The sequence below is a fragment of the Mesorhizobium sp. C089B genome (assembly GCF_030323125.1).
GTDB lineage: Bacteria > Pseudomonadota > Alphaproteobacteria > Rhizobiales > Rhizobiaceae > Mesorhizobium.
Genome location: NZ_CP100469.1, coordinates 2,437,163 through 2,461,732 on the forward strand (window position 1 = coordinate 2,437,163; position 24,570 = coordinate 2,461,732).

Here is a 24,570-nt window from a genome sequence, read left to right on the forward strand (position 1 = left end):
GCCGTAGCCGTGGGCTCGGGTCCAGTCGAAAGCGATGATGATTCGATCAAACCGGCTGATGGCGTCAATCGGCATCGTCATGAAGGCAAGGCTGGAGGAACGCTTTCTGCGCGGAGAACTCGGCAACGCCTATGATGACTATGCCCGCAGCGTACCGATGCTGGTGCCGTTCATGCCGGCCTGATTACAGCATCCGCAAAAGCGCGCCACCGATCGAATAGCCGGCGCCGAAGGCGCACAGCACGCCGAAATCGCCGGGCTTCATGTCGGCGTGGTTTTCCGACAGCGCGATGATGGCGCCAGCGCCGGCGGTGTTGCCGAGCCGCTCCAGCACCATCGGCGCGCGGTCATGGTCGACCTCGTGGCCGAAGGCCAGTTTCAGGATCATGGCGTTCATTCGCGCATTGGCCTGATGCAGCCAGAATCGCCTGATGGCTTGCGGCGTCAGCCCGTGCTCGGCGAGGAATTCGACAATGAATTTGTGGCCGGCGACGGTGACTTCCTTGAACACCTTGTTGCCGACCTGTTTGATCAGATTGCCTTCGAGGTTGATCATGTAAGGATCGTCCTGGGCGGTGCGGGTGTGATAGCCCAGATTGGTGCGGATATTGTTCGACATCTGCGTCCAGGTGCGCGTGTCCAGCACCTCGAAACGCCCCGGCCGCCTCTCGCCCTCGCCCAGCCCCTCGACCACCATCGCCACCGATGCATCGCCGAAGATGAAATGCGTCTGCCGGTCGCGGAAATTGAGATGGCCGGTGATGATCTCCGGCGTGACCACCAGCACGCGCTTGTGCGCGCCCGCCCGGACCAGATTGGCCGCAATGTGCAAGGCGGCCGCGGCCGATGAACAACCAAGCCCCATGTCGAAGCCGGCGCCCTTGGTGCCCAGCGCCTCCTGCATTTCGATGGCGATCGCCGGATAGGGCCGTTGCTGGTGCGAGGCCGAGCAGATCACCAGGTCGATGTCGGACGGCTTCAGGCCGGCATGGTCGAGCGCCTTCCGGGCCGCGGCCACTCCAAACTCGGCCTGCAGCGACAGCGCATCATCGGGCCGCGCCGGAATGCGCGGCGCCATGCGGGTCGGATCGAGAATGCCTTCGCGCTCGATGACATGCCGGGTCTGGACGCCTGAGGCATGGACGATGAAGGCGCTGTCGGATTTTTGCAGCAGCGTCTCATCCGGGCCTTGCCGGCGCGCATTCTCCGTGTCGACCCAAGCGTTGAAACTGGCGACCAGTTCTTCATTGGTGATCTTGGCTTCAGGGATTTCAACGCCGATGCCGCTGATGATGACGCGATGCATATCCAGTCCGTCCATGCGCAGGCGTTGTCGTTCTCATGTGAACGACCAGGGGGCGCGACACAACACTTTTCTCACCCCACCGGTTTACGCCGGCTTAAACCATAGGCTGTGGCCGGATGTCATCGGGAGTGCTAGCCGGCCCGCTTGGCGACGATGAAAATGCGCGGGAAGCGCAGCAGCACCTTGCCGTTTGCGGTCTTCGGATAGGCCTTGGCAATTTTGGCCGTGTAGCTGTCGAGGAAGATCTTGCGCTCGTCGGCGTCCAGCGGATCGAGGAAAGGCTTCAGCCCCGTCGACTTCACCCATTCGACGATCGCCTCGGCGTCGGTCAGCGGATGATTGTAGGCCGTATGCCAGATATCCACCCGGTCGGAGAGCGGCGACAAGAGATCATAATAGAACGACACCGCCGGCAGCGGTCCGCGCGCAGCACCTGCCATCTTGGCGGCGAACGGCATTTCGGCGGCCGTCTCGCGCATCAGCCGATGCGACGGCTCAAGCAGATTGTCGGGCATCTGGACGGCGAGCGCACCGCCCGGCGCGAGAAAGCCCATCAGCCGCTGGAACACTACCGGGTGGGTGGGCAGCCATTGGAACACCGCATTGGCGAAGATGACGTTGACCGGCTCGGCCGGCCGCCATGTCGAGGCATCGGCGAGGTCGAAATTGACGCTGGGCAGGCGCGCCTTCGCCTTCTCGATCATGTCGGGAGAGGTGTCGAAGCCGCTGATATCAGCATCCGGCCAGCGCTCGACCAGCAGCTCGGTCGAATTACCCGGGCCGCAGCCGATGTCGACCACCCGGCGCGGGAAATCCACCGGTACCTGCGCGACAAGATCGCGCGCGGGCCGCGTCCGCTCATCCTCGAATTTCAGATATTGGGCGGCGGACCAGTCGGTCATTCAAGCTTTCCTCGTATCAGTTGAGAAATTCGCCGCCCCGGTTGCTCCCTTACCGCGTCAACCTCTTGTACGTCATCCTGTGCGGGTTGACGGCCTCGGGGCCGAGCCGGCGGATCTTGTCCTGCTCGTAATCCTCGAAATTGCCCTCGAACCATTCGACATGGCTGTCGCCCTCGAAGGCGAGGATGTGGGTGGCCAGGCGGTCGAGGAACATACGATCGTGCGAGATGATGACGGCGCAGCCACCGAAATTTTCCAGCGCGTCTTCGAGCGCCGCCAGCGTTTCCGTGTCGAGGTCGTTGGTCGGTTCGTCGAGCAGCAGCACATTGCCGCCGGTCTTCAGCATTTTTGCCAGATGCACGCGGTTGCGCTGGCCGCCGGAGAGGTTGCCGACCTTCTGCTGCTGGTCGCCGCCACGGAAGTTGAACGACGCACAATAGGCGCGCGTGTTGGCCTCGAACTTGCCGAGCTTGACCACTTCTGCGCCGCCGGAAATCTCCTCCCACACCGTCTTTGACGGATCGAGCGCATCGCGGCTCTGATCGACATAGCCGAGCTTCACCGTTTCGCCGATGCGGACAGAGCCGGCATCCGGCGTTTCCTGGCCGGTGATCATGCGGAACAGCGTCGTCTTGCCGGCGCCGTTCGGGCCGATGACGCCGACGATGCCGCCTGGCGGCAGCTTGAATTCCAGACCCTCGATCAACAGCGTGTCGCCAAAGCCCTTCGACAGGCCTTCCGCCTCGATCACCACATTGCCGAGCCGTTCGCCATGCGGAATGACGATCTGCGTATCGCTCGGACGCCGCTTGTCGGCTGCATCCAGCAGGTCCTGGAACGCCTGGATACGCGCCTTGGACTTGGTCTGGCGAGCTTTCGGGCTGGACTGGATCCACTCGCGTTCGCGACCGATGGCACGCTGGCGGGCGTCGTCCTCGCGGCCTTCCTGCTTGAGGCGCTTGGCTTTGGCTTCGAGGTATTTGGTGTAGTTGCCCTCATAGGGGATGCCGCGGCCGCGATCGAGCTCGAGGATCCATCCGGTGACATTGTCGAGGAAGTAGCGATCGTGGGTGATGATCATCACCGCGCCGGGATAGGCGCGCAGGTGTTTTTCCAGCCACGCCGTAGTCTCGGCGTCGAGATGGTTGGTCGGTTCATCGAGCAGCAAGAGGTCGGGCTGACGCAGCAGCAGCTGGCAGAGCGCGACGCGGCGGCGCTCACCGCCCGAAAGCTTGGTGACCTCGGAATCCTTGGGCGGGCAGCCCAGCGCTTCCATCGCCATCTCGACCTGCTGTTCGAGATCCCACAAATTGAGCCGGTCCATCTCGTCCTGGAGCTTGGCGGACTCGTCGGCCGTCTCGTCGGAGTAGTTCATCATCAATTCGTTGTAGCGCTCGATGATGGCGGTCTTGGCGGCGACACCTTCCATGATGTTCTCGAACACCGTCTTGTTGGCATCGAGCGCCGGCTCCTGCGCGAGATAGCCGACGGTGGCGCCTTCGGCGAGCCAGGCTTCGCCGTTCCACTCCTTGTCGAGCCCGGCCATGATCTTGAGGATCGTCGACTTACCCGAGCCGTTGGGGCCGAGGATGCCGATCTTGGCGTCGGGATAGAAGGAGAGATGGACATTCTCAAGCACCTTCTTGGTGCCATAGGCCTTGTTGAGGCCGGCCATGTGATAGATGAACTGGCGTGCCACGCGCGCTTTCCTTGATGATTGACCGAAATGTCGGATTGAATGGAGGTTGGCCGCTATGTAGGCGATGCCGGGCCGAACGGCAATCGCTTTTGCCATTTCAAGCGGGTGTACACCGCACGTTAAGTTTTCCGCCGGTTGTAGGGAGCGTTGAAATCCCCGGTTAACCCTTCAGCGTCAAAACAGGATCGATCGCTGGCCTGTCGCGATCGAAAGTAAAGATCGGACCGAAGGTAGTGCTGAACAGTTTCCTGCTCCTTGCCGAAGCGGTCGTCTACTTCAGCGTCATGGTCACGCTGTTCCGCTTCAGGGATCGCATCGGCCTCGGCGTCTTCGTCTGCGCGCTGGGCGCCATGCATTTCCTCGAAACCTATCTCGCCAGCGTCTTCTATGTCGCCCTGCCCTTCGGCATGGTCTCGCCAGGCTCGGCGGTGCTGTTTTCCGGCAAGCTGGTGATGCTGCTTCTCCTCTACATGAAGGAAGATGCGGCCACGGTGCGCCAGCCGATCTATGGCCTTTTGCTCGGCAACGCCTTGATGATCGGGCTGGTCCTGATCCTGCGCCTGCACGATATTTCAGCCTTTTCCGACGGCAAGCTTCCCGATATCGGTTTCATCGACCAGTTGGGCTGGCTGATGGTGTGGGGCACGACGCTGCTCTTCATCGACGCCATCCTGATCATCCTGCTTTACGAAAAGCTCGGGCGTTATCTACGCAGGGCGCCGTTCTCCCGCATCCTGATTTGCGTCGCCTGCGTGCTCACCTTCGACCAGGCCGGATTTTTCAGCGCCCTGCATTTCGTCGCCGGCGCGCCGATTGCGGTCTTCTTCGGCGGCTGGTTCGCCAAGATGGGTGCCGCTTTTGCCTACAGCGCCATGCTTGTCGCCTACCTCAGATGGTTCGAAACGCGTCAGGTCGTGGCACCACGTGGGTTGTCCGACGTCTTCGACACCTTGACCTATCGCGAGCGCTACGAAGCCCTGGTCGAACATGTCGGCCGCGACGGCCTCACCGGCCTGTTGCACAGGGGACGCTTTGACAGCGACGGCGAACGTCTGGTCGCTGTCAGCCTGCGCACGGCCCAACCGCTCAGCCTGCTGATCGTCGACGTCGACCATTTCAAGTCGATCAACGATCGCTTCGGCCATGCCGAGGGCGACAGGGTGCTGAGATCGATCGCCCAGGTGCTGACCCAGGCGGCCGGCGCACACGATCAGGTTTTCAGGATCGGCGGCGAGGAGTTCGCCATCCTTTGCTCGCAGCCGCATGCGGTCGCCAGGTTGCTCGGAGAAAACCTCCGCCAGGCCGTCAAAGCGTGCGTAAACCGGTTCGACATCAGCGTCAGCGCCGGCATCGCCACTGTCGATGAGACCGTAGGCTCGCTTGCCGATCTCTTCGCCCTTGCCGACGAGCGTCTCTACAGGGCCAAATCCACCGGGCGTGACCGCGTCGTCGGCGAAGCGCATGACGATGCCGAAGACCTCAGTGCCTGGACATTGTCCACACGTGGCGTCAGCGGATAAGGTTGTCAGCTCCGCTTGCGCTGCTGCAACGCGCCGACCGCAACTGAAACGGCTATCAGCGCGATGGCCAGCCATTTCAGCGTGGTGATGATCGGACTGGCGTCGATGTCATAAGCGATGAACAACAGAATGCCGGGCACCAGCAGGCCGCACATGACCAGCATGATGCGGTTGATCTGCCAAGACACTTTTGCTGCCAGCGCTTCGTCACCGGCTTCGCCGACAAGACCGGCGCGCATCTCCCGGGAGATGGCCAACGCGCTCGACAGGCGCATGGAGATCGGCAAGCCGAGCCCGATTATGAGAAAGGCACACGCCGCCAGCAGAGCCGAGAATTTGAGCGCGCTGGTGTCGGCCGGCACCGGAAACAAAAGTGTCGCCAGCGGCAGGAAGACACAGACGATGCCGAGCGCGGCAATGGCGATGAAGATCGCGGCGTTGACCCAAGTGAACAGCTGGTAGCGGCTTGCCCCGATCGGCGCGGCAAGCACGCGCATGCGCGCCCACTCGGCATCGGTATAGGAAAAGCCCGGCCATTCCATGCGGCCGTCTTTTATGGCGGTCATCCCCCTGGCCCAGAAAGCCAGCCGCGCCAGCGCGCCTGATGTCATGCCACTCATCGCCACCCCCGCCGAATGAAACACATCCAGACCATATCACCGCGTCAGTGCCAAGCGACAGACGGATATCTACTGGAACCCGGCCGCATCGACCGAACCCTTCGGACAGCCCGCCTTGGTCGTCGGCGCCGAGGCGAGCATGAGAGTGCCCAGCGAACTGTCGGGGCCGATCGGGCCGGTCAGGCCCAGCGTCAGCTCGCCGATCAGCCGCCTGCCGCTCGACGGATCGACCAGGCAGGAGACACGCACCCGCGCGCCCGCCCCGGCGCCGAAGGCGCTGTCGAAGGTGCTGCGGATCTGGTCCGAAGTCAGTTGCTTGCCGACGTTCCTGGTGAAGAGCTCGCGCACAGGCGAGGCATTCACCGCCCGCATCAGGTTCAGCGCCTCGGCAAAATACTCCTGCTGGCTCTTGCCGTAGCAGGTGCCGTGCTTGATCCATTCATGCCGTTCGAGCTTGGAGGCGGTGCCAGGCATCACCTGGTCGAGTTCGGCGCGCGTATTGGCATCGAGGTTGACCGGCGGCAGGTCGGCCCAATGGGCCGGATTATCATTGGCCTTGTCGCTCGCCGGCACCTGGCAATAGAAATTGCCGTTCGGTTGCGGCCACAGACCATGCAAAGTGAAATGCGACGCGTCGAAACCGCCCGCCGTCTGCGCCTGGCATTCGGGCTTGCTTGCCTTGGTTTCGCAGAAGGCCGGCTGCCAACTCAGCGCAAAGACATATTCGGGCTTTCCCGAAGCCGCAGGCTTGCCCTGATCGGCGGGCGCGGCCGGCTGGGCGGCTGCGCTGCCGCCGGCGACATGACCGCAGCTGATCTTGACCCAGCGACGCTCAGGATCGGCGCCCGGCACGCGGATGAGGTAATGCGTCGGCGCATCCTTGTTGCCGGCCAGGAGGTCGTAGCTCTGTCCAGCCGTTGTCGCGATATTGCCGGGGTTCTTGCCGCTCTTGATCGCCTGCGTCGCTGGACAGGCGGCATCGGCCACGAAGGAGCCGCTCATCTTCACATCGGCACGCGCTAGGCCGACACCGGCCAGCGCCACCAACACCGCACCCCATATCGCCGATATCCGCATTCCAGCACTCCTAGCGTTTCATAGCGCAAGCTAGAAACGTGTGACATGTCAGAATTACGATTTCTTTCGTCCGCCGCAAAAAACAATCGCTCGGTCGATCAGACCCCGCCCTCCTCGACCCGCTTCGTCAACATACGCAGCAGATCAAGCGCTGTCTCGAGCGCGCGAGCCTCGATGCCCTCGCTGATGCGGTTGGCCCAGACATGCTGGCGCGTGCCGATATCCCGGATCGCGGCCCGGCCGGCATCGGTCATCGCCAGGAGCTTCGCGCGGCGGTGCGCCGGGTTGTCCGCATAGGCGGCAAGCCCTTCGGCGGCCAGAATGTCGGCAAGGCGCTGCACGCTCTGGCGGGCAAGCCCCATGTCGCGGGCAATGTCGGCCACCGATTTCGGCTCCTTCAGCACCGCGCCCAGAACCTGCCAGCGCGCCGCCGTCAACCCGGCAGGCTCGGCCAGCCGGTCGGCCGCGTCGAGAAACCCGCCATTCAGCCGGAACACGGCAAGCACCAGGTCGGTGAGCACATCTCCGGCTTCGGTCCTGCTTGTCATTTCTGGCCGGCCTCGATGGTGGAAACAAAAGTGTTGACGGCTTCAGCCACCGCCTCCGGCTTGTCAAGCATCACCCAATGGCCGGAACCGGCGACGGTTCTGTGGCCAATTCCGATGCGCAGCCGAAACAGGGCCGCCGCATTGTCATTGGCCTCCGTGGCCAGCACGAAGATCGGCCCGTGATAGGCATGGAGCGTCGGTTCGGGATTCCATTCCGCCAGCGCCTTGCCGACGCCTGCCCGAGCCGCCGGATCGACCACCGCCGCATCGGCCAGCACCGTTTGACGAACCGCTTCATCGGAGCCGGCAATCGAGGTGTAGTAGGCTTTGAGGACATCGAGGCCTTGCGGCCCCGCCAGATCGCGAACGAAACCGTCGCGGATCTCCTTTGGCAACGCACGCGGATCGGTCGCCGGATCGACCAGCAGGATGCCGGCGACCCGGTCGGCATGGCTGGCGGCATAGGCAAGGGCTGCGCCACTGCCGCCGCTATGCGCGACCAGGACAAACCGTTGCAGCCCGAACGCATCGGCCACGGCGCCGATATCGTCCGCGCGTCCGTCATAGCCATAATTCGCATCGGCTGCGGGCGCCGATGCGCCATGGCCGCGAAAATCGAAGGCGACCGCCTCCTCACGGCCACCTGCGGTGAGCTGCATCACCCGGTTCCACTGTGTGGCGCGGCTGCAATCGCCATGCGCGAACAGGATCGGCAGGCCGCCGCCGGATTTGATGTCGTAGCCGGCAAGCTGGCCCTGCGGGCCGGCAATGGTTGAGGTCTTCATGGTCATCTCCCTGGTTTTGCTGGATGCAATGCCGGGCAGGAGCATTGCGGATGACAGGCTCGCCAGCAGAAACGCGCGGCGCGAAACGGTCGAAAAGGTTTTCATGCTCATGCTCCCCATTTTGACAGTATGCTGTCATATAATCAAATTGACAGCATACTGTCAATAGCCCTCCCCTTGACGCCGGTCACGCCGTCGCCCAACAGTCGCCGACGGAGCGAGAGATGGCATTTGACGAGCAGACGACGCTGGCCTCACCGACCGGGGCCACGCTCAACCTCTATGTGAAGCACGCGAGCGGCTCTCCACGGGCCGTCGTCCAGATTAACCATGGCTTGGCCGAACACGCCGCGCGCTATGCCCGCTTCGCGGATTACCTCAGCACCCGCGGTTTTCACGTCTACGTCCACGACCATCGCGGCCATGGCGCGACCAAGGCGCCCGATGCCCCGCTCGGCAGGTTCGCCGGCACAAGCGGCCCGGCCAAGGTGATCTCCGATGTCGACGCAGTCCACGATTTGATTGCGAAGGAGCAGCCCGGCCTGCCGGTCATCCTGTTCGGCCATTCGATGGGTGCGTCGGTGGCGCTCAACTACCTGCTGGCGCACTCGCCGCGCGTCCACGCCGCGGCGATCTGGAACGGCAATTTCTCACAAGGCCTGCTTGGTCGGCTTGCACTCGCCATCCTCGCTTATGAGCGCTTCAGGCTCGGCTCCGATGTTCCCTCACGCGTCTTGCCAAGGCTGACCTTCCAGACCTGGGGCAAGGCGGTGCCCAACCACAAGACGCCGTTCGACTGGCTGTCGCGCGACGAGGCTGAAGTGGCCAAGTACATCGCCGACCCGCTGTGCGGCTGGGATGCCTCGATCTCGATGTGGCGCGATGTCGTGGAGATGACGCAGAAAGGCGGCAAGGATTCCGGCTTTGCCGGCATCAGGCGCGACCTGCCCGTCAGCATCGTCGGCGGAGAGAAGGATCCGGCCTCCGACTATGGCAAGGGCATCGATCATCTCGCCAAACGCATGCGCGCGATGGGCTTTTCGAATCTGGTTTCAAAGGTTTACGCCGACACCCGCCACGAAAGCCTGAACGAGGTGAACCGCGATGTCGTCATGGACGATTTCGCTGCCTGGGCCGATAGCGTGCTCAAACGCTGACATCGCTGGCCCACCGCAAGGCCCGTGACAGCGGCATCCCGGGTTGATAGAGGCTGCGGTTCCGACCCGTTTTTGGTGATTTATGGCTGAACCTCCGCTGAAAGGCGTCCGCGTCGTCGAACTCGCCCGCATCCTGGCCGGCCCGTGGGCAGGACAATTGCTGGCCGATCTCGGCGCCGATGTCATCAAGGTCGAGAGCCCCGATGGCGGCGACGATACCCGCAAATGGGGTCCTCCCTTCGTCATGAGCCATGATGGCGAGAACCTGTCGGCCGCCTACTACCACTCCTGCAATCGCGGCAAGCGCTCCATCGCCGTCGATTTCTCGACGCCCGAAGGGGCCGAGACGGTGCGCCGGCTGGTTGCCACGGCCGACATTCTGATCGAGAACTTCAAGCTCGGCGGCCTCAAGAAATACGGGCTCGATTACGAGAGCCTGAAGGCGATCAATCCAAAGCTCGTCTACTGCTCGATCACCGGCTTCGGCCAGGATGGGCCTTACGCACCCCGCGCCGGCTATGATTTCATCATCCAGGCCATGGCCGGCATGATGTCGATCACCGGCGAGGTCGGGCGCGAGCCGCAAAAGGCCGGCGTCGCTATTTCCGACATCTTCACCGGCCTTTACTCTGTGATCGCCATCCAGGCAGCGCTTCGCCATGCCGAAAAGACCGGCGAAGGCCAGCATATCGACATGGCGCTGTTCGACACGCAGATTTCCGCACTCGGCAACCAGAACCTCAACTATCTCGTCTCCGGCAAGGCGCCGGTGCAGATGGGCAATGCGCATATGAACATTGCGCCCTATGAGGTTGTCCCGGTCAGGGACGGCCACATCATCCTGGCGGTCGGCAATGACGGCCAGTTCGCCAAATTCTGCGCCGCAGTCGGTCTCGACCATCTCTCAGCGAATCCCGATTTCGCCACCAATCCGGCCCGCGTCGCCAACCGGGTGAAGTTGCGCGAGCACTTGATCGAGACGCTGAAGAATTGGGATCGCGACCCGCTGCTGGCCAAGCTCGAAGCGGCAAGCGTGCCGGCGAGCCCGATCAACAATATCGGCCAGATGTTTGCCGACCCGCAGACGATCGCACGCGGCATGCGCCTCGACCTCGACGATGGCCATGGCAATCGTCTGCCCTCGGTACGCGCGCCCATGGTGATGTCCGGCACACCGCTGGTCTATGAACGCCCTTCGCCACGCCTTGGCGAACATACCGAAGAAATCCTTGCCGAACTGGAGAAGTCTGGACGATGAAGACCGGTGGACAACTGATTGTCGACGCACTCGAGGCGAACGGCACCGACCGCATCTTCTGCGTGCCCGGCGAATCCTATCTCGCGGTGCTCGACGCATTGCATGACTCGCCCATCCGCACCATTGTCTGCCGACAGGAAGGCGGCGCCGCCATGATGGCCGACTGCCAGGGGCGGCTGACCGGCAAGCCCGGGATCTGCTTCGTCACCCGCGGCCCCGGCGCCACCAATGCATCGGCCGGCATTCACATTGCCATGCAGGATTCGATACCCGTCATCCTGTTCATCGGCCAGGTCGCCAGCCACGCCAAGGAGCGCGAGGCTTTCCAGGAGGTCGACTACAAGCGCTTCTTCGGCGACATCGCCAAATGGGTGGTGGAGATCGACGATGCCGCGCGCATCCCCGAACTCGTCACCCGCGCCTTCGCCGTCGCGACATCGGGCCGCCCCGGCCCCGTGGTCATCTCGCTTCCGGAGGACATGCTGACCAGCCTGGTCGACGCGCCTGCGGCCTTGCCGCATACGCCGGTCGAAACCCGCCCCGGCGGAGCCGAGCTCGACGCGCTGGAGAAACTGCTCGGCAAGGCCAAACGCCCTTTCGTCATCCTCGGCGGCACACGCTGGGACGAGGAAGCGGTGGCGCGCATGCGCGCCATTGCCGAGGCCTGGTCGCTGCCGGTCGGCTGCTCCTTCCGCCGCCAGATGCTGTTCGACCATCTGCACCCGAACTATGCCGGCGATGTCGGCATCGGCATCAACCCGAAGCTGGCCACCGCCATCAAGCAGGCCGACCTGGTGCTGCTGATCGGCGGACGCATGGGCGAGATGCCATCCTCCGACTATACGCTGCTGAAGAGCCCCTATCCCGACCAGGCGCTGGTGCATGTCCACGCCGATGCCGGCGAACTCGGCCGCGTCTACCGGCCGACACTGGCGATCAACGCTTCGCCTTCGGCCTTCGTCGAAGCTTTTGCCAAGCGCAAGCCGGCCGGCACGCCAGCCTGGGCGGATGAGACAGCGAAAGCACACGCTGCCTACCTCGACTGGTCGACGCCGCCTGAGACCGGCCCCGGCCCGGTCCAGATGGGGCCGATCATGAACTATCTGGAAAAGGTTCTGCCCGACGACGCCATTTTCACCAACGGCGCCGGCAATTACGCCACCTGGGTGCACCGCTTCCACCGCTTCCGCCGATTCGCCACGCAGGGCGCGCCGACCTCGGGCTCGATGGGTTATGGCACGCCGGCCGCGGTCGCCGCCAAGGCGCTCCATCCCGACCGCACCGTGATCGCCTTTGCCGGCGACGGCTGCTTCCTGATGAACGGACAGGAATTCGCTACCGCCGTGCAATACGACCTGCCGATCGTCGTAATCGTCGTCAACAACGGCATCTACGGCACCATCCGCATGCACCAGGAGCGCGACTATCCCGGCCGCGTCGTCGCCACCGATCTGAAGAACCCTGACTTTGCCGCTCTTGCCCGCGCCTATGGCGGCCACGGCGAGACGGTCGAGAACACGGCAGATTTTGCCCCTGCCTTCGAGCGTGCCCGCGCGAGCGGCAAGCCGGCGATCGTCGAAATCAGGCTCGACCCCGAGGCGATCACGCCGACGCGGACGATGACGCAGATCCGCGACAAGAGCTGAGAAGTTGGCAGCGAAAGCCGAGTTCCGTCACACCCCCCTCTGTCCTGCCGGACATCTCCCCCTCAAGGGGGGAGATTGGATGTCACGTCGCCCTTCGCCAATCTCCAGCGTTGCAGACAGGGCGCTATGGTCAGAGCTGCTGATCTCCCCCCTTGAGGGGGAGATGTCCGGCAGGACAGAGGGGGGTGCTGTCCCGCCGACGCTGCCAAGGCGATCGCCCCTTTCCTGATATCTACAAGCGAGCTATCAGACCGCTGCCAGCGCCTGCGTCAGGTCGGCGATAAGATCGTCCGGATGCTCGACGCCGATCGACAGCCTGACCGTGGTCTCCAGCACGCCGATGCGCTGGCGCACGTCGAAGGGAATGCCGGAGTGCGTCATCGCCGCCGGGTGGCTGGCGAGTGACTCCGTGCCGCCAAGGCTCACCGCCAGCTTGAATATTTGCAGCCCGTTGAGAAAGGCGAAGGCCGCCTTCTCTCCGCCCTTGATATCGAAAGAAAATGTCGAGCCGGCGCCGCTGCATTGCGCTTTGTAGGCCCGTCCCGCTGCCGTGTCCTCGCCCAGGAACGGCAGGTAATGCACCTTTTCCACCTTGGCGTGATCGCGCAGGAATTCAGCCACGAGCCGCGCATTGTCGTTGGCGCGCTCCATGCGGATGGACAGCGTCTCCAGCGAGCGGCCGAGCATCCAGCAGGAATGCGGGTCGAGTTGCGTGCCGATGGCGCCGCGCAGCGCCTTGATCGGCTTAGTCACCGCCTTGCTGCCCATCGCCGCACCGGCGATCAGGTCGGAATGGCCGCCGACATATTTGGTCAGCGAATAGACGGAGACATCCGCGCCATGTTCGATCGGTCGCTGGAACACCGGGCCGAGCAGCGTGTTGTCGCAGACGATGATCGGCGTTGATCCTTGGCTTGCGCCGATCTCGTCGGCAAACTTCCGGATCAGTGCGATGTCGACCAGGCTGTTGGTCGGATTCGACGGCGTTTCGATGAGAATGACCGAGACACGCCCCTTCGCCACCGCTGCATCAGCAGCGGCCCGCACCGCCTTGTCGTCGACGCCGTCGGCGAAGCCGACAGCGCCGATGCCGAAGCCGGACAGCGTGCGCGTCAAAAGCGTCTCGGTGCCGCCGTAAAGCGGCTGCGAATGCAGGATGACATCGCCCGGCCGGGCATAGGCGAGCAGCGTCGTGGCGATCGCCGACATGCCCGACGAGAACAGGATGCAGGCGTCCGTTCCCTCATAGACCGCCAGCCGGTCCTCGACGATCTCCGAGTTGGGATGATTGAAGCGCGAATAGACCAGGCCGGACGCCGTGCCGCTCGGCGGCTCCTTGCGGCCGGATGTGTAGTCGAAGAAGTCGCGTCCCTCCTCCGCCGATTTGAACACGAAGGTCGAGGTCAGGAACACCGGCGGCTTGACGGCGCCTTCCGACAGTTGCGGATCGAAGCCATAGCTCAACATCAACGTTTCCGGATGGAGCTTGTGGTTGCCGATGTGGGTTTTCGACGGGCGCGGCGCGGTCATGGCTTTTCCTGCGTTCTGGAGGAGTCTCGTCCAGCAATTTATGCGATCCCGGTCCACCAGTCCTTGCTATTTTCGGCCTCGCATGGCTGCATTCCGGCAACAAATTGCCGAGCGAGAGCAAAAGTGCAACAGAAGATAGCCGACGATTTCGACCGCAAGATCCTGCGCCAGCTGCAGGCCGACGCCCGCATCACCAACAATGAGCTGGCGGAGCGCATCGGCCTGTCGCCGTCGCCATGTTTGAGGAGGGTACGCCGGCTGGAGGAGGCCGGCATCATCAGGGGCTATACCACGCTGGTTGATCCCTCAGCCTTCGGGTGGAACATGGTCGCCATCGCCACCGTCCGGCTCAGCCGCCAGAACGAGGACGAGATCGTCATGTTCGAGGACGCCATCCGCGGGTGGGAAGAGGTGCTGGAATGCCACCTCGTCACCGGGGCGCGCGACTATGTGCTGAAGGTGGTGACCGGCAGCCTCGAACAGTACGAGCGCTTCATCAAGGAAAAGATCGCGCGGCTGAAATGCGTCGCCTCGATTGAGACCAGCTTCGTCATGAACACCATAAAGGAACGGCGCCTCTGACATTTGGTCAAAGGCGCCGCTCTCGAGGTCGAAATTGCCTGGCCAGGCTTATTTGATCGCCTTGTCGGTGATGGCCGTGGTGTAGGCGCCGGTCGGCGCCTTGGTGATGATCTTCTGGTCGAGCAGCGCCTTGGCGGTGCGCTCGTAGGTCGCCGGGTCGAGCTTGCCGTCGGCATTGTCGATCAGCTTGGCGACTTCGCTCATCATCCGCTTCTGGTGGTTTTCGTCCTGGCCACCGCCGTCCATGACAATGCCCGCGGCCTCGTCATTGTTGTCGATGGCATATTTCCAGCCCTTCATCGAGGCGCGCACGAAACGCACCATCTTGTCTTCGAAAGCCGGATCCTTGAGCTTGTCTTCCGAGGCGTAGAGCCCGTCCTCCAGCAGGTCGTTGCCCATCGCCGAGTAGTTGAACACGGTCAGCTGGTCCGGCTTGTAGCCGGCATCGATCAGCTGCCAGTACTCGTTGTAGGTCATGACCGAAATGCAATCCGCCTGCTTCTGGATCAACGGCTGCACGTCGAAGCTCTGCTTCAGAACCGTGACGCCGTCCGGGCCGCCTTCGGTCTTCAGGCCGAGCTTGTTCATCCAGGCGTAGAATGGATATTCGTTGCCGAAGAACCAGACGCCGAGCGTGTGACCCTTGAAATCGGCTTCGGTCTTGATCGGGCCGTCCTTCGGACAGACCAGCTCCATGCCGGCCTTCTTGAACGGCTGGGCGATGTTGACCAGCGGCACGCCCTTTTCGCGCGCGGCGAGTGCCCCGCCCATCCAGTCGACGATGACGTCGGCGCCACCGCCGGCGATCACCTGCTCGGGTGCGATATCGGGACCGCCCGGCTTGATGTCGACGTCGAGGCCTTCGGCTTCATAAAAACCCTTGGCCTTGGCGACATAGTAGCCGGCAAACTGCGCCTGCGTGACCCATTTCAGCTGCAACGTCACCTTGTCGGCGGCCATTGCCTGGAACGCGGCCAGCGACATCGCGCCGGCCAGCATCGGTATGATCAGTCTTTTCATGTTTTTACCCTCTGAAGTTAACACCCGAACCCACCGCCCTATCCACCACGGACAGAGGGATGCCAAAACGTGACGGCTCTCTCGACGAGAGCGACCACGCCATAAAAGACCGAACCCGCCAGTGCTGCAACTGCGATTTCGGCCCAGACCATGTCGATGTTCATCCGCCCGACCTCGGTCGAGATGCGAAAGCCCATGCCGACGACCGGCGTGCCGAAGAACTCGGCGACGATGGCGCCGATCAGCGCCAGCGTCGAGTTGATCTTCAGCGCGTTGAAGATGAAGGGCGCTGCCGCCGGCAGCCGGAGCTTCAAGAGTGTTGGCCAGTAGCCCGACGCATAGGTGCGCATCAAATCGCGCTCCATATGGCCGGAGGCGGCAAGACCGGCAACCGTGTTCACCAGCATTGGGAAGAAGGTCATGATGATGACGACCGCGGCCTTGGACGGCCAGTCGAAGCCGAACCACATCACCATGATCGGCGCCACACCGATGATCGGCAGCGCCGAGACCATATTGCCGATCGGCAGCAGACCGCGGCGCAGGAACGGCACGCGGTCGGCCGCAATCGCCACCAGGAAGCCGGCGCCGCTGCCGATGACATAACCGAAGATCACCGCCTTGAAGATGGTCTGCCTGATATCGGCGCCGAGCACCGGCAGGGAACTGGCGATGCGCACACCGATGGCGCTCGGCGGCGGCAAAAGGATGAAGGGAATGCCGGCGCCACGCGTCACCGCTTCCCATATGATCAGGATCCAGGCGCCGAAGATCGCCGGGATGATGAGGCGCAGCGCCATCCGCGCCCCTTTTGCCATCGGGCGAAGCCCCGACAGCACCGCCACACAGCGCCAGGCCAGCAGCCAGGCAGCGGCGAGCAGCAGGAAATACGGCGCCAATGCCGTGCCTTCGAAACCTGTAATGCCCGAGATCAGCATCCAGGCGACGAGATGAGCGCCGATGAACAGCACCGCAGCCTCGGCCAGCGGCGAAATTCTGATCATCGAGATCAGCCCTGCCAGCACGGCCAGGCCGATCATCGGGGTCTTTATCCCGAAATAGGGGTAGTCGAAGCTTGCCGTCGGGTCTGCAAGGGCGGCCGCTTCCGGCTTCGACATCGCACCGAGCGCGACGGCGACGAGGCACAGCGCAATGGCCAGCACGGCTTGCCAGGAGGGCTTCAGCCAGTTCATGCCGGCCTCCCGCCCATCGCGCGGTCAACGAGGCGCCCGGCTATGCCGACCACCATGACCAGAAGGGCCGCCACCACCGAGCCCGCCACAAGGGCGGACCAGATGTCGATGGACTGGCTGTAATAGGCGCCTGCCAAAAGCTTGGCGCCGATGCCGGCGACAGCACCGGTCGGCAGTTCGCCGACAATGGCGCCGACCAGGCTCGCCGCCACCGCCACCTTCATCGAGGTGAACAGGAATGGCACCGAGGCCGGCACCCGCAGCTTCCAGAAGGTCTGCGAGACACTGGCATTGTAGGTGTGCATCAGGTCGAGATGCATGAGTTCGGGCGAGCGCAGGCCCTTCACCATGCCCACCGTCACCGGGAAGAACGACAGGTAGGTCGAGATCATCGCCTTTGGGATCAGACCGCTGATGCCGATCGCCCCCAGCACGACGATGATCATCGGCGCCACCGCCAGAATGGGAATCGTCTGGGAGGCGATGATCCACGGCATCAGGCTGCGGTCGAGCGTCGCCACATGCACGATGCCGACCGCGATGACGATGCCGAGCGCCGTGCCGAAGGCAAAGCCGAGCAACGTCGACGACAGGGTCACCCAGGCATTGTAGACGAGGCTTCGGCTCGATGTGATGGGCCGCAGGAAGGTGTTCTCGAAGAAGTTCACCGCCACCTGATGCGGCGCCGGCAGCGTCGGCTTGGGCTGCGACAGCGTCTTGCCGATGAATTCGACGGTGCCGTGGGTTTCCCCGGCGCGCCGGTCGAGGTCGCGCTGGAACGGCGCGTTGAGGACGACGGCGAAGACATACCAGAGCACCACCACGCCCAGGAGGATGGAGGTCACGGGGATGAGTTTTTCGCGGAAGGTGTCCATCTAGCGCGCCTCGCCAGCGGGGCGCCCTCCTCTCCCCAACGGGGAGAGGGTGGCCGGAGCGAAGCGGAGGTCGGGTGAGGGGGTAGAAATCTTTCCGTCGAGACAAGCCAAGATCGTATCCAGGACCGCTCGGCGCTCAGCCAAAACTTCGTGATTCCAGAAGCGCAGAACCGAATAACCTTGTCCGTTCAGCCAGGCTGTCCTGGCGGGATCGGTCAGTGAATCCGCGTGTTGGCTGCCATCAAGCTCGACAATCAGCCCCTGCTCGCGGCAGACGAAGTCCGCGATGAAAGGTCCGAGCGGCACTTGCCGCACAAATTTGTAGCCGTTGAGATGACGTCCTCTCAATTCCCCCCAAAGCCGGTATTCAGCTTCGGTCTCGTCAAACCGCAGCTTTCGGGCGCGAGCGGTTGCCCCGACATTTCTCTTGGTCGGATCCGTCGGCGCCGCCCCCTCACCCGACCTCCGCTTCGCTCCGGCCACCCTCTCCCCGTTGGGGAGAGGAGCCAGCCGGTCGTTCGCCCCCTCAATCATCATAGCTGTGCCCTGCCCTCAAGCCATCGCGTACCCTGGCCGCGATCGCCAAAAATTCCGGCGTCTCGCGGATATCCAGTGGCCGCTCCTTTGGCAGCGTCGAGTCGATGATGTCGGTAACCCGACCTGGGCGCGGCGACATGACGACGATGCGCGTCGACAGATACACCGCCTCGGGGATGGAATGGGTGACGAAGCAGATCGTCTTGTTGGTGCGCGCCCACAATTCCAGAAGCTGTTCATTGAGATGGTCGCGCACGATCTCGTCCAGCGCGCCGAAGGGCTCGTCCATCAGCAACAGGTCGGCGTCGAAGGCGAGCGCGCGGGCGATCGAAGCGCGCTGCTGCATGCCGCCGGAAAGCTGCCAGGGGTATTTGTTCTCGAAGCCGGAGAGGTTGACGAGCTCCATCGTTCGCTTGATGCGCTCGGCCTGCTCCGCTCTCGAAAGGCCGATGATCTCCAGCGGCAGCGCCACGTTACGCTCGATCGTGCGCCACGGGAAAAGGGCTGCCGCCTGGAAGACGTAGCCATAAGCGCGTTTCTCGCGCGCCTGTTCCGGCGTCATGCCGTTGACCGAGATCGTGCCCGACGTCGGTTTTTCCAGATCGGCGATGACGCGCAGCAAGGTGGTCTTGCCGCAGCCCGATGGGCCGATGAAGGAGACGAACTCGCCCTTGCCGATGGTCAGGTCGACATTGGAGAGCGCCTCTACCGGACCGTCATTGGTCTGAAAGGTAAGGCCAAGTCTGCTTGCCGAGACGACGGCTGGCGATTGTCCCGTCATCGCTTGCTGCCTGCCTCTCGCAGCCGCCCAGGATGAAATGCCGTTGCATTCGCGTTGATGTTGCTTTCCACTCGTCCAATCCCACCCAATCGACGCCCGGAGCCTTGCCGATGTCGCCCAAACCCACTTGTCACCTTATCCGTCCTGAAAGCACTTATGAAGGCAAGCAGGGATTGACCTATTTTGCCGGCATTGCAGCCGAGACGGTCGGCTCGTCCGGCATCTGCATGCATCTGCTCACCCTGCCGCCTGGCGCCCGCGCCAAGGCGCATCTGCATGAAAGCCATGAGACGGCGATCTATGTGCTCTCGGGCGAGGTCCACACATGGTATGGCGACAGGCTCGAGAACCACATCGTCGTCAAGGCCGGCGACCTCTTCTACATCCCGGCCGGCGTACCGCATCTGCCGGCCAATCTGAGCAACGCCCCGTCCTCGGCCGTCATCGCCCGCACCGATCCCAATGAACAGGAAAGCGTCGTCCTGTTGCCGGAACTGGATGCGCTGGTGGCCTGACGCTGACGGGACTGCCGTCATTTGCACCGCGCCACTTCGCCCATGACATTGCCGTCGTCGTCGGCGACCGTCAGCTTCTTGGCGTTCTTGGCGCTGCGCTTGATGGTGAATTTGGTCGGCTCCTGTCCTTCTTCGCCTTCCGCCTCGCATGTTGCCGTCACCACCAGCGACCCATCAGCCTGCGCCTGCTTGTCCGTGAAGGTGCAGGCGCTGGCGGCGGTGACCAATGCCTCGTCGGTCAAAAGCAGCATCCGATCGGCGGCGACTTCCTGGCCGTTGCGGTTGATGCAGCCATATTTGTCCCCATAGGGTTTCGTCAGGTCGATGCCTGCCGCAAGGGCCTGACCCGCAGCCAGAACGACTATCATCGCAACAGACGGCCCCAAACCGCGCGCGCTCATTCCCCCAGCTCCAACGTCACGAACACGGTTGCAACGGCCCCATTTCTTCAAGACCGGGAATGGTCACGAAGAACCCACCCTCGCCCTTGTTGGTGACCACAACGGTTTCAGCCGTCGTCCCCGCCTCGCCTTCGGCGGAACAGGTCGCATCAAGCGATTGCGTGCCCGGCGCCCACGTCAATTGCTGCGCGAACCGGCAGCCGCTGCCATAGGTCTCGATGCCTTCGGCGGTCAGCACGATATAATCGTCCCGGCCCTGAAAACCGGCCTTTGCAAAGACACAGCCGGCATCGTTGCCCCAGGAGCCGGCCAGCCTCTCGGCCCCTGTTGCCGGACCAGCGACCACCATCGCCACGACCAGTGAAATGAGCGCCCCCGGGCTCCGCAACGTCAAACGCCTGTCGCCGGAATGCCGGTGCGTTCCACCTTGCGCGGCGCGGTAATGTCCTTCCAGGTCGACAGAGCCCGGTTGACCGCCGCGTTCGGCTCGCGGGCGACGAATTCGCCATGGCCGGGCTTGGCCTTGACCTCCGCTTCCTCGACCGACAATTCGCCGCGCGAAAAGACGAAGCGCGGCAGGCCGGTCACCTCAAAACCTTCGAAGACGTTGTAGTCGATCACCGATTGCTGCTTCTTCGAGGTGATGGTCTTCTTGGCGCTGGGGTCCCACACCACGATGTCGGCGTCCGCGCCTTCGACGATGGCGCCCTTCCTAGGATACATGTTGAGGATCTTGGCGATGTTGGTCGAAGTCACCGCGACGAACTCGTTCATCGTCAGCCGCCCGGTGTTGACGCCCGTCGTCCACAGCACGGGCAAGCGGTCTTCAAGCCCGCCAGTGCCGTTCGGGATCTTGGTGAAATCGCCGACGCCGTTGCGCTTCTGCTTGGTGGTGAAGGCGCAGTGGTCGGTCGCCACCACCTGCAGCGATCCCGCCTGCAGGCCGGCCCACAGCGAATCCTGGTGCAGCTTGTTGCGGAAGGGCGGACTCATTACGCGGCGCGCCGCATGGTCCCAATCCTTGTCGAAATACTCGCTTTCATCCAGCGTCAGATGCTGGATCAGCGGCTCGCCGAAAACCCGAATGCCCTTCTGGCGGGCGCGGCGGATGGCTTCGTGGCTCTGCTCGCAGGACACATGCACGACATAGAGCGGCACGCCGGCCATGTCGGCGATCATGATGGCGCGGTTGGTCGCCTCGCCTTCCACTTCCGGCGGCCGCGAATAGGCGTGTCCCTCGGGACCATTATTGCCGGCAGCGAGCAGCTTTTGCGACAGCGCCGCAACCACGTCGCCATTCTCGGCATGAACGAGCGGCAGCGCGCCGAGATCGGCGCAGCGCTGGAACGACGCGTACATCTCGTCGTCGTCCACCATCAGCGCGCCCTTGTAGGCCATGAAATGCTTGAACGAGGTAATGCCTCTGTCGACGACGGTGGCCATCTCGTCGAACACCTGCTTGCCCCACCAGGTGATCGCCATGTGGAAGGAATAGTCGCAGGCAGCCTTCGAGGTCTTGTTGTCCCACATCTGCAACGCTTCCAGCAGCGATTGCTGCGGCGCCGGCAGGCAGAAATCGACCACCATCGTGGTGCCACCGGAAAGGGCCGCGCGCGTCCCGGACTCGAAATCGTCGGCCGAATAGGTGCCCATGAACGGCATTTCGAGATGGGTGTGCGGATCGATGCCGCCCGGCATGACGTAACAGCCGCTGGCGTCGAACTCATGGTCGCCATGCAGGTTCGAGCCAATGGCGACGATCTTGCCGTGCTGCATCAGCACATCGGCCTTCCAGGTGCGGTCGGCGGTGACGATGGTGCCGTTTCGGATGACTTTGGTCATTGTCGTGTTCCCTTGTTCTCTTCGCGCTTCTTGTGAGCGTCGTTTTGAATACAGATCTTAGTTCACGCCACGATCCCCGCTGTCTCTACCACCGCATGGAACAGCACGTCGGCGCCGGCGCCGGCCCATTCCTTGGTGATTTCCTCGGCCTCGTTGTGTGACAACCCGTCAACGCAGGGGCACATCACCATGGCGGTCGGCGCGACGCGGTTGATCCAGCAGGCGTCGTGGCCGGCGCCGGATACGAGGTTGCGGTGGGAATAGCCGAGCCGCTCGGCGGCGTCGCGGATCGCCTTGACGCAGCCGGCATCGAAGGTGACCGGATCGAAAGCGCCGACCTGCTCGACCTTGTACTGGATGTCGAGCGCCTCACAGATCGTGTCGATGCCTTCGCGTATGCGCCCATCCATCGCGTCCAGCACTTCCTTCTCGGGCGAACGGATGTCGATGGTGAAGACGGTGCGTCCCGCAATGATGTTGCGCGAGTTCGGAAACACCTCCATGTGGCCGACCGCGCCGACGGCGTCGGGCTGGTAGTCCATGGCGATCTCATGCACCAGCTCGACCACGCGCGCCATGCCTAGACCGGCATTACGGCGCTTGGGCATCGGCGTCGAGCCGGTATGCGCCTCCTTGCCGGTCAGCGTTACCTGCAGCCATTTCAGGCCCTGGCCGTGGGTGACGACGCCAATGTCGATGCCTTCGTCCTCGAGGATCGGCCCCTGCTCGATATGCAGTTCGAAGAAGGCGTGGATCTTGCGGTCGCCGACCTTCTCGGTTCCCTTCCAGCCAATGCGCTCCAGCTCCTCGCCGAACTTTTTCCCCTGTTTATCGGTGTGCTGATACACGTCCGCCTGCTCGAGCACACCGGCGAACACGCCGGACGCCATCATCGCCGGGGCAAAGCGCGAGCCTTCCTCATTGGTCCAGTTGGTGACGACGATCGGATGCCTGGTCTGGATGCCGAGATCGTTAAGTGAGCGGATGATCTCCAGCCCGCCGAGCACGCCGAGCACGCCGTCATACTTGCCGCCGGTCGGCTGCGTGTCGAGATGGCTGCCGACATAAACCGGCGGCAGGCTGGGATCAGCACCTTCCCGCCGGGCAAACATGGTGCCCATCTCGTCCAGGCCCATTTCGAGCCCGGCCGCCTCGCACCAGCGCTTGAACAGATGCCGTCCCTCGCCGTCCTCGTCGGTCACGGTCTGGCGATTGTTGCCGCCCGCAATACCGGGGCCGATCTTCGCCATCTCCATGATGGAATCCCACAAACGGTCTGAATTGATTCGCAGATTCTCGCCTGGGGCGGCCATTCAAAGTCCTCTCATTTCATATAACCAACCGGGCGGCGGTTCCCGCCGCCGCCCGACTGGCTGGATAGATTAGTCGATCGCCCTCAGCACTTCTCTGACATGGTCGATCAATTCGTTGATCTGGCCCTTGGTGATGATCAGTGGCGGCGACAGCGCGATGATGTCGCCGGTGGTGCGGATCAGCGCGCCGCGCTCGAACGCCTTTACGAAGGCCGAGAAGGCCCGCTTGGTCGGGCTGCCTGCGATCGGCGCCAGTTCGATCGCGCCGATCAGGCCGATGTTCCTGATGTCGATGACATGCGGCTCGCCCTTCAGCGAATGCAGCGCATCTTCCCAGTACGGCGCCAGTTCCTCGCCGCGGGTGAGCAGGCCCTCTTCCTTGTAGGTGTCGAGCGTGCCGAGTGCCGCGGCGCACGCAATCGGATTGCCCGAATAGGTGTAGCCGTGGAAGAACTCGATCATGTGCTCGGGGCCGGTCATGAAGGCGTCGTGGATTTCCTTCTTCACGAACACCGCGCCCATCGGGATGACGCCGTTGGAGACGCCCTTGGCGGTGGTCATGATGTCGGGCGTGACGCCGAAATAATCCGCTGCGAACGGCGCGCCGAGACGGCCGAAACCGGTGATGACCTCGTCGAAGATCAGCAAAATGCCGTGCTTGGTGCAGATCTCGCGCAGCTTCTGCAGATAGCCCTTCGGCGGCAGGATGACGCCGGTGGAGCCGGCGACCGGTTCGACGATGACGGCGGCGATGGTCGAGGCGTCATGCAGGGCAACGATGCGCTCCAGCTCGTTGGCGAGTTCGGCGCCATATTCCGGCACGCCCTTGGAGAAGGCGTTCTTTTCCGGCAGATGCGTGTGCGGCATGTGGTCGACGCCGCCGAGCAGCGTGCCGAACATCTTGCGGTTGGTGACGATGCCGCCGACCGAAATGCCGCCGAAATTGACGCCGTGATAGCCGCGTTCGCGGCCGATCAGGCGGGTGCGCGCGCCCTCGCCCTTCACACGGTGATAGGCGATCGCCATCTTCAGCGCGGTTTCCACCGATTCCGAACCGGAATTGGTGAAGAAGACATGGTCCATGCCCTTGGGCGCGAGGTCGACCAGGCGGTTGGCCAGTTCGAACACGATCGGGTGACCCATCTGGAAGGCCGGCGCATAGTCGAGTTCGGCGGCCTGATGCTGGATCGCCTCGGTGATCTTGGGACGGCAATGGCCGGCATTGACGCACCAGAGGCCCGCGGTGCCGTCGAGCACCTTGCGGCCGTCGCTGGTGGTGTAGTGCATGTCCTTGGCGGACACGAACATGCGCGGCGCCTGTTTGAACTGCCGGTTTGCCGTGAACGGCATCCAGAATGCGCTGAGATCGTTCGGCGTGACTTTCAGCCGGTTGGACATGACCAAGACTTCCCCTTGTAACCTGTTTCGGTGCGGCTAACGCTTGGTCTTTCCAAAGCTTGGTC

25 protein-coding genes are annotated in these 24,570 nt (G+C 63.2%); 7 read left to right on the forward strand and 18 right to left on the reverse strand.

Going from position 1 to position 24,570, the window contains the following annotated elements; all coding sequences use genetic code 11:
- The first annotated feature begins 34 nt into the window (after nucleotides 1–34).
- Complete coding sequence (locus tag NLY44_RS12310; RefSeq protein WP_245260485.1) at nucleotides 35–184, forward strand: hypothetical protein; 150 nt, start codon at nucleotides 35–37, stop codon at nucleotides 182–184.
- Here the strand turns inward: NLY44_RS12310 and NLY44_RS12315 are convergent, their stop codons facing one another.
- The 3 genes from NLY44_RS12315 to ettA all read right to left on the reverse strand — a co-directional run bounded on the left by NLY44_RS12315 (nucleotide 185) and on the right by ettA (nucleotide 3,907).
- The gene (locus NLY44_RS12315) at nucleotides 185–1,306 is read right to left on the reverse strand and encodes a beta-ketoacyl-ACP synthase III (RefSeq protein WP_023714787.1); all 1,122 of its coding nucleotides are present in this window, start codon (nucleotides 1,304–1,306) and stop codon (nucleotides 185–187) included. It abuts the gene before it with no gap.
- Between the two features lie 131 nt (nucleotides 1,307–1,437).
- Nucleotides 1,438–2,208 carry a trans-aconitate 2-methyltransferase gene (gene tam, locus NLY44_RS12320; RefSeq protein WP_023804313.1) on the reverse strand — a complete coding sequence of 257 codons (771 nt, stop codon included), beginning with the start codon at nucleotides 2,206–2,208 and terminating at the stop codon, nucleotides 1,438–1,440.
- A 49-nt stretch (nucleotides 2,209–2,257) separates the two neighbouring features.
- Complete coding sequence (gene ettA / locus NLY44_RS12325) at nucleotides 2,258–3,907, reverse strand: energy-dependent translational throttle protein EttA (protein ID WP_023688009.1); 1,650 nt, start codon at nucleotides 3,905–3,907, stop codon at nucleotides 2,258–2,260.
- 233 nt (nucleotides 3,908–4,140) lie between these two features.
- Between ettA and NLY44_RS12330 the strand changes: the two genes are divergently transcribed.
- Nucleotides 4,141–5,427 carry a GGDEF domain-containing protein gene (locus tag NLY44_RS12330; protein WP_023729367.1) on the forward strand — a complete coding sequence of 429 codons (1,287 nt, stop codon included), beginning with the start codon at nucleotides 4,141–4,143 and terminating at the stop codon, nucleotides 5,425–5,427.
- 5 nt (nucleotides 5,428–5,432) lie between these two features.
- On the opposite strand, the gene NLY44_RS12335 is transcribed toward NLY44_RS12330, so the two are convergent.
- The 4 genes from NLY44_RS12335 to NLY44_RS12350 all read right to left on the reverse strand — a co-directional run bounded on the left by NLY44_RS12335 (nucleotide 5,433) and on the right by NLY44_RS12350 (nucleotide 8,562).
- A complete protein-coding gene (locus tag NLY44_RS12335; protein ID WP_156937167.1) occupies nucleotides 5,433–6,047 on the reverse strand; it encodes a hypothetical protein in 615 nt (204 codons plus the stop codon).
- 69 nt (nucleotides 6,048–6,116) lie between these two features.
- On the reverse strand, nucleotides 6,117–7,124 hold the full coding sequence (locus NLY44_RS12340; RefSeq protein WP_023733088.1) for a ribonuclease T2 family protein: 1,008 nt from the start codon (nucleotides 7,122–7,124) through the stop codon (nucleotides 6,117–6,119).
- A 98-nt stretch (nucleotides 7,125–7,222) separates the two neighbouring features.
- Nucleotides 7,223–7,672, reverse strand: coding sequence for a MarR family winged helix-turn-helix transcriptional regulator (locus tag NLY44_RS12345; RefSeq protein WP_023729370.1), 450 nt, complete (start codon nucleotides 7,670–7,672; stop codon nucleotides 7,223–7,225).
- The gene (locus tag NLY44_RS12350) at nucleotides 7,669–8,562 is read right to left on the reverse strand and encodes an alpha/beta fold hydrolase (RefSeq protein ID WP_198028925.1); all 894 of its coding nucleotides are present in this window, start codon (nucleotides 8,560–8,562) and stop codon (nucleotides 7,669–7,671) included. The genes NLY44_RS12345 and NLY44_RS12350 overlap by 4 nt, the downstream gene beginning before the upstream one ends.
- Nucleotides 8,563–8,681: 119 nt before the next feature.
- Here NLY44_RS12350 and NLY44_RS12355 point away from each other — a divergent pair, with 119 nt between their 5' ends.
- From NLY44_RS12355 to NLY44_RS12365, 3 genes are all read left to right on the forward strand, one after another.
- Nucleotides 8,682–9,614, forward strand: coding sequence for an alpha/beta fold hydrolase (locus NLY44_RS12355; protein WP_023729372.1), 933 nt, complete (start codon nucleotides 8,682–8,684; stop codon nucleotides 9,612–9,614).
- 82 nt (nucleotides 9,615–9,696) lie between these two features.
- The gene (locus tag NLY44_RS12360; RefSeq protein ID WP_023804311.1) at nucleotides 9,697–10,872 is read left to right on the forward strand and encodes a CaiB/BaiF CoA transferase family protein; all 1,176 of its coding nucleotides are present in this window, start codon (nucleotides 9,697–9,699) and stop codon (nucleotides 10,870–10,872) included.
- Nucleotides 10,869–12,518 carry a thiamine pyrophosphate-binding protein gene (locus NLY44_RS12365; protein ID WP_286457296.1) on the forward strand — a complete coding sequence of 550 codons (1,650 nt, stop codon included), beginning with the start codon at nucleotides 10,869–10,871 and terminating at the stop codon, nucleotides 12,516–12,518. Before NLY44_RS12360 ends, NLY44_RS12365 begins: the two co-directional genes overlap by 4 nt.
- A 246-nt stretch (nucleotides 12,519–12,764) precedes the next feature.
- On the opposite strand, the gene NLY44_RS12370 is transcribed toward NLY44_RS12365, so the two are convergent.
- Nucleotides 12,765–14,048: a cystathionine gamma-synthase family protein gene (locus NLY44_RS12370; protein WP_023668225.1), complete on the reverse strand. Its 1,284-nt coding sequence runs from the start codon at nucleotides 14,046–14,048 to the stop codon at nucleotides 12,765–12,767.
- A 123-nt stretch (nucleotides 14,049–14,171) separates the two neighbouring features.
- Here NLY44_RS12370 and NLY44_RS12375 point away from each other — a divergent pair, with 123 nt between their 5' ends.
- Nucleotides 14,172–14,630: an Lrp/AsnC family transcriptional regulator gene (locus tag NLY44_RS12375; protein WP_023804955.1), complete on the forward strand. Its 459-nt coding sequence runs from the start codon at nucleotides 14,172–14,174 to the stop codon at nucleotides 14,628–14,630.
- 48 nt (nucleotides 14,631–14,678) lie between these two features.
- On the opposite strand, the gene NLY44_RS12380 is transcribed toward NLY44_RS12375, so the two are convergent.
- The 5 genes from NLY44_RS12380 to NLY44_RS12400 are packed head-to-tail and all read right to left on the reverse strand — an operon-like array spanning nucleotide 14,679 to nucleotide 19,036.
- Entirely contained in the window at nucleotides 14,679–15,650 is a 972-nt protein-coding gene (locus NLY44_RS12380; protein ID WP_023682178.1) for an ABC transporter substrate-binding protein, read from the reverse strand.
- Nucleotides 15,651–15,688: 38 nt separating this feature from the next.
- The gene (locus tag NLY44_RS12385; RefSeq protein ID WP_023682179.1) at nucleotides 15,689–16,843 is read right to left on the reverse strand and encodes an ABC transporter permease; all 1,155 of its coding nucleotides are present in this window, start codon (nucleotides 16,841–16,843) and stop codon (nucleotides 15,689–15,691) included.
- Nucleotides 16,840–17,718 carry an ABC transporter permease gene (locus tag NLY44_RS12390; RefSeq protein WP_023804954.1) on the reverse strand — a complete coding sequence of 293 codons (879 nt, stop codon included), beginning with the start codon at nucleotides 17,716–17,718 and terminating at the stop codon, nucleotides 16,840–16,842. Before NLY44_RS12390 ends, NLY44_RS12385 begins: the two co-directional genes overlap by 4 nt.
- Complete coding sequence (locus tag NLY44_RS12395; protein WP_023705579.1) at nucleotides 17,719–18,255, reverse strand: endonuclease domain-containing protein; 537 nt, start codon at nucleotides 18,253–18,255, stop codon at nucleotides 17,719–17,721. It abuts the gene before it with no gap.
- Nucleotides 18,245–19,036, reverse strand: coding sequence for an ABC transporter ATP-binding protein (locus NLY44_RS12400; protein WP_023804953.1), 792 nt, complete (start codon nucleotides 19,034–19,036; stop codon nucleotides 18,245–18,247). The genes NLY44_RS12395 and NLY44_RS12400 overlap by 11 nt, the downstream gene beginning before the upstream one ends.
- A gap of 110 nt (nucleotides 19,037–19,146) precedes the next feature.
- Between NLY44_RS12400 and NLY44_RS12405 the strand changes: the two genes are divergently transcribed.
- The gene (locus tag NLY44_RS12405) at nucleotides 19,147–19,551 is read left to right on the forward strand and encodes a cupin domain-containing protein (protein WP_031193071.1); all 405 of its coding nucleotides are present in this window, start codon (nucleotides 19,147–19,149) and stop codon (nucleotides 19,549–19,551) included.
- A gap of 17 nt (nucleotides 19,552–19,568) precedes the next feature.
- Here NLY44_RS12405 and NLY44_RS12410 read toward each other — a convergent pair whose 3' ends face one another.
- The 5 genes from NLY44_RS12410 to aptA form a co-directional block, all read right to left on the reverse strand.
- Nucleotides 19,569–19,952, reverse strand: coding sequence for a hypothetical protein (locus NLY44_RS12410; RefSeq protein ID WP_023729378.1), 384 nt, complete (start codon nucleotides 19,950–19,952; stop codon nucleotides 19,569–19,571).
- Between the two features lie 16 nt (nucleotides 19,953–19,968).
- Nucleotides 19,969–20,346 (reverse strand): hypothetical protein, encoded by a 378-nt coding sequence (locus NLY44_RS12415; protein ID WP_023668216.1) that lies wholly within the window; start codon nucleotides 20,344–20,346, stop codon nucleotides 19,969–19,971.
- Nucleotides 20,343–21,794 (reverse strand): dihydropyrimidinase, encoded by a 1,452-nt coding sequence (hydA, locus tag NLY44_RS12420; RefSeq protein WP_023699634.1) that lies wholly within the window; start codon nucleotides 21,792–21,794, stop codon nucleotides 20,343–20,345. The genes NLY44_RS12415 and hydA overlap by 4 nt, the downstream gene beginning before the upstream one ends.
- Nucleotides 21,795–21,856: 62 nt before the next feature.
- On the reverse strand, nucleotides 21,857–23,107 hold the full coding sequence (locus tag NLY44_RS12425; protein WP_023804952.1) for a Zn-dependent hydrolase: 1,251 nt from the start codon (nucleotides 23,105–23,107) through the stop codon (nucleotides 21,857–21,859).
- 69 nt (nucleotides 23,108–23,176) lie between these two features.
- Nucleotides 23,177–24,505: an omega-aminotransferase AptA gene (gene aptA / locus NLY44_RS12430; protein ID WP_023687994.1), complete on the reverse strand. Its 1,329-nt coding sequence runs from the start codon at nucleotides 24,503–24,505 to the stop codon at nucleotides 23,177–23,179.
- Nucleotides 24,506–24,570 lie beyond the last annotated feature (65 nt).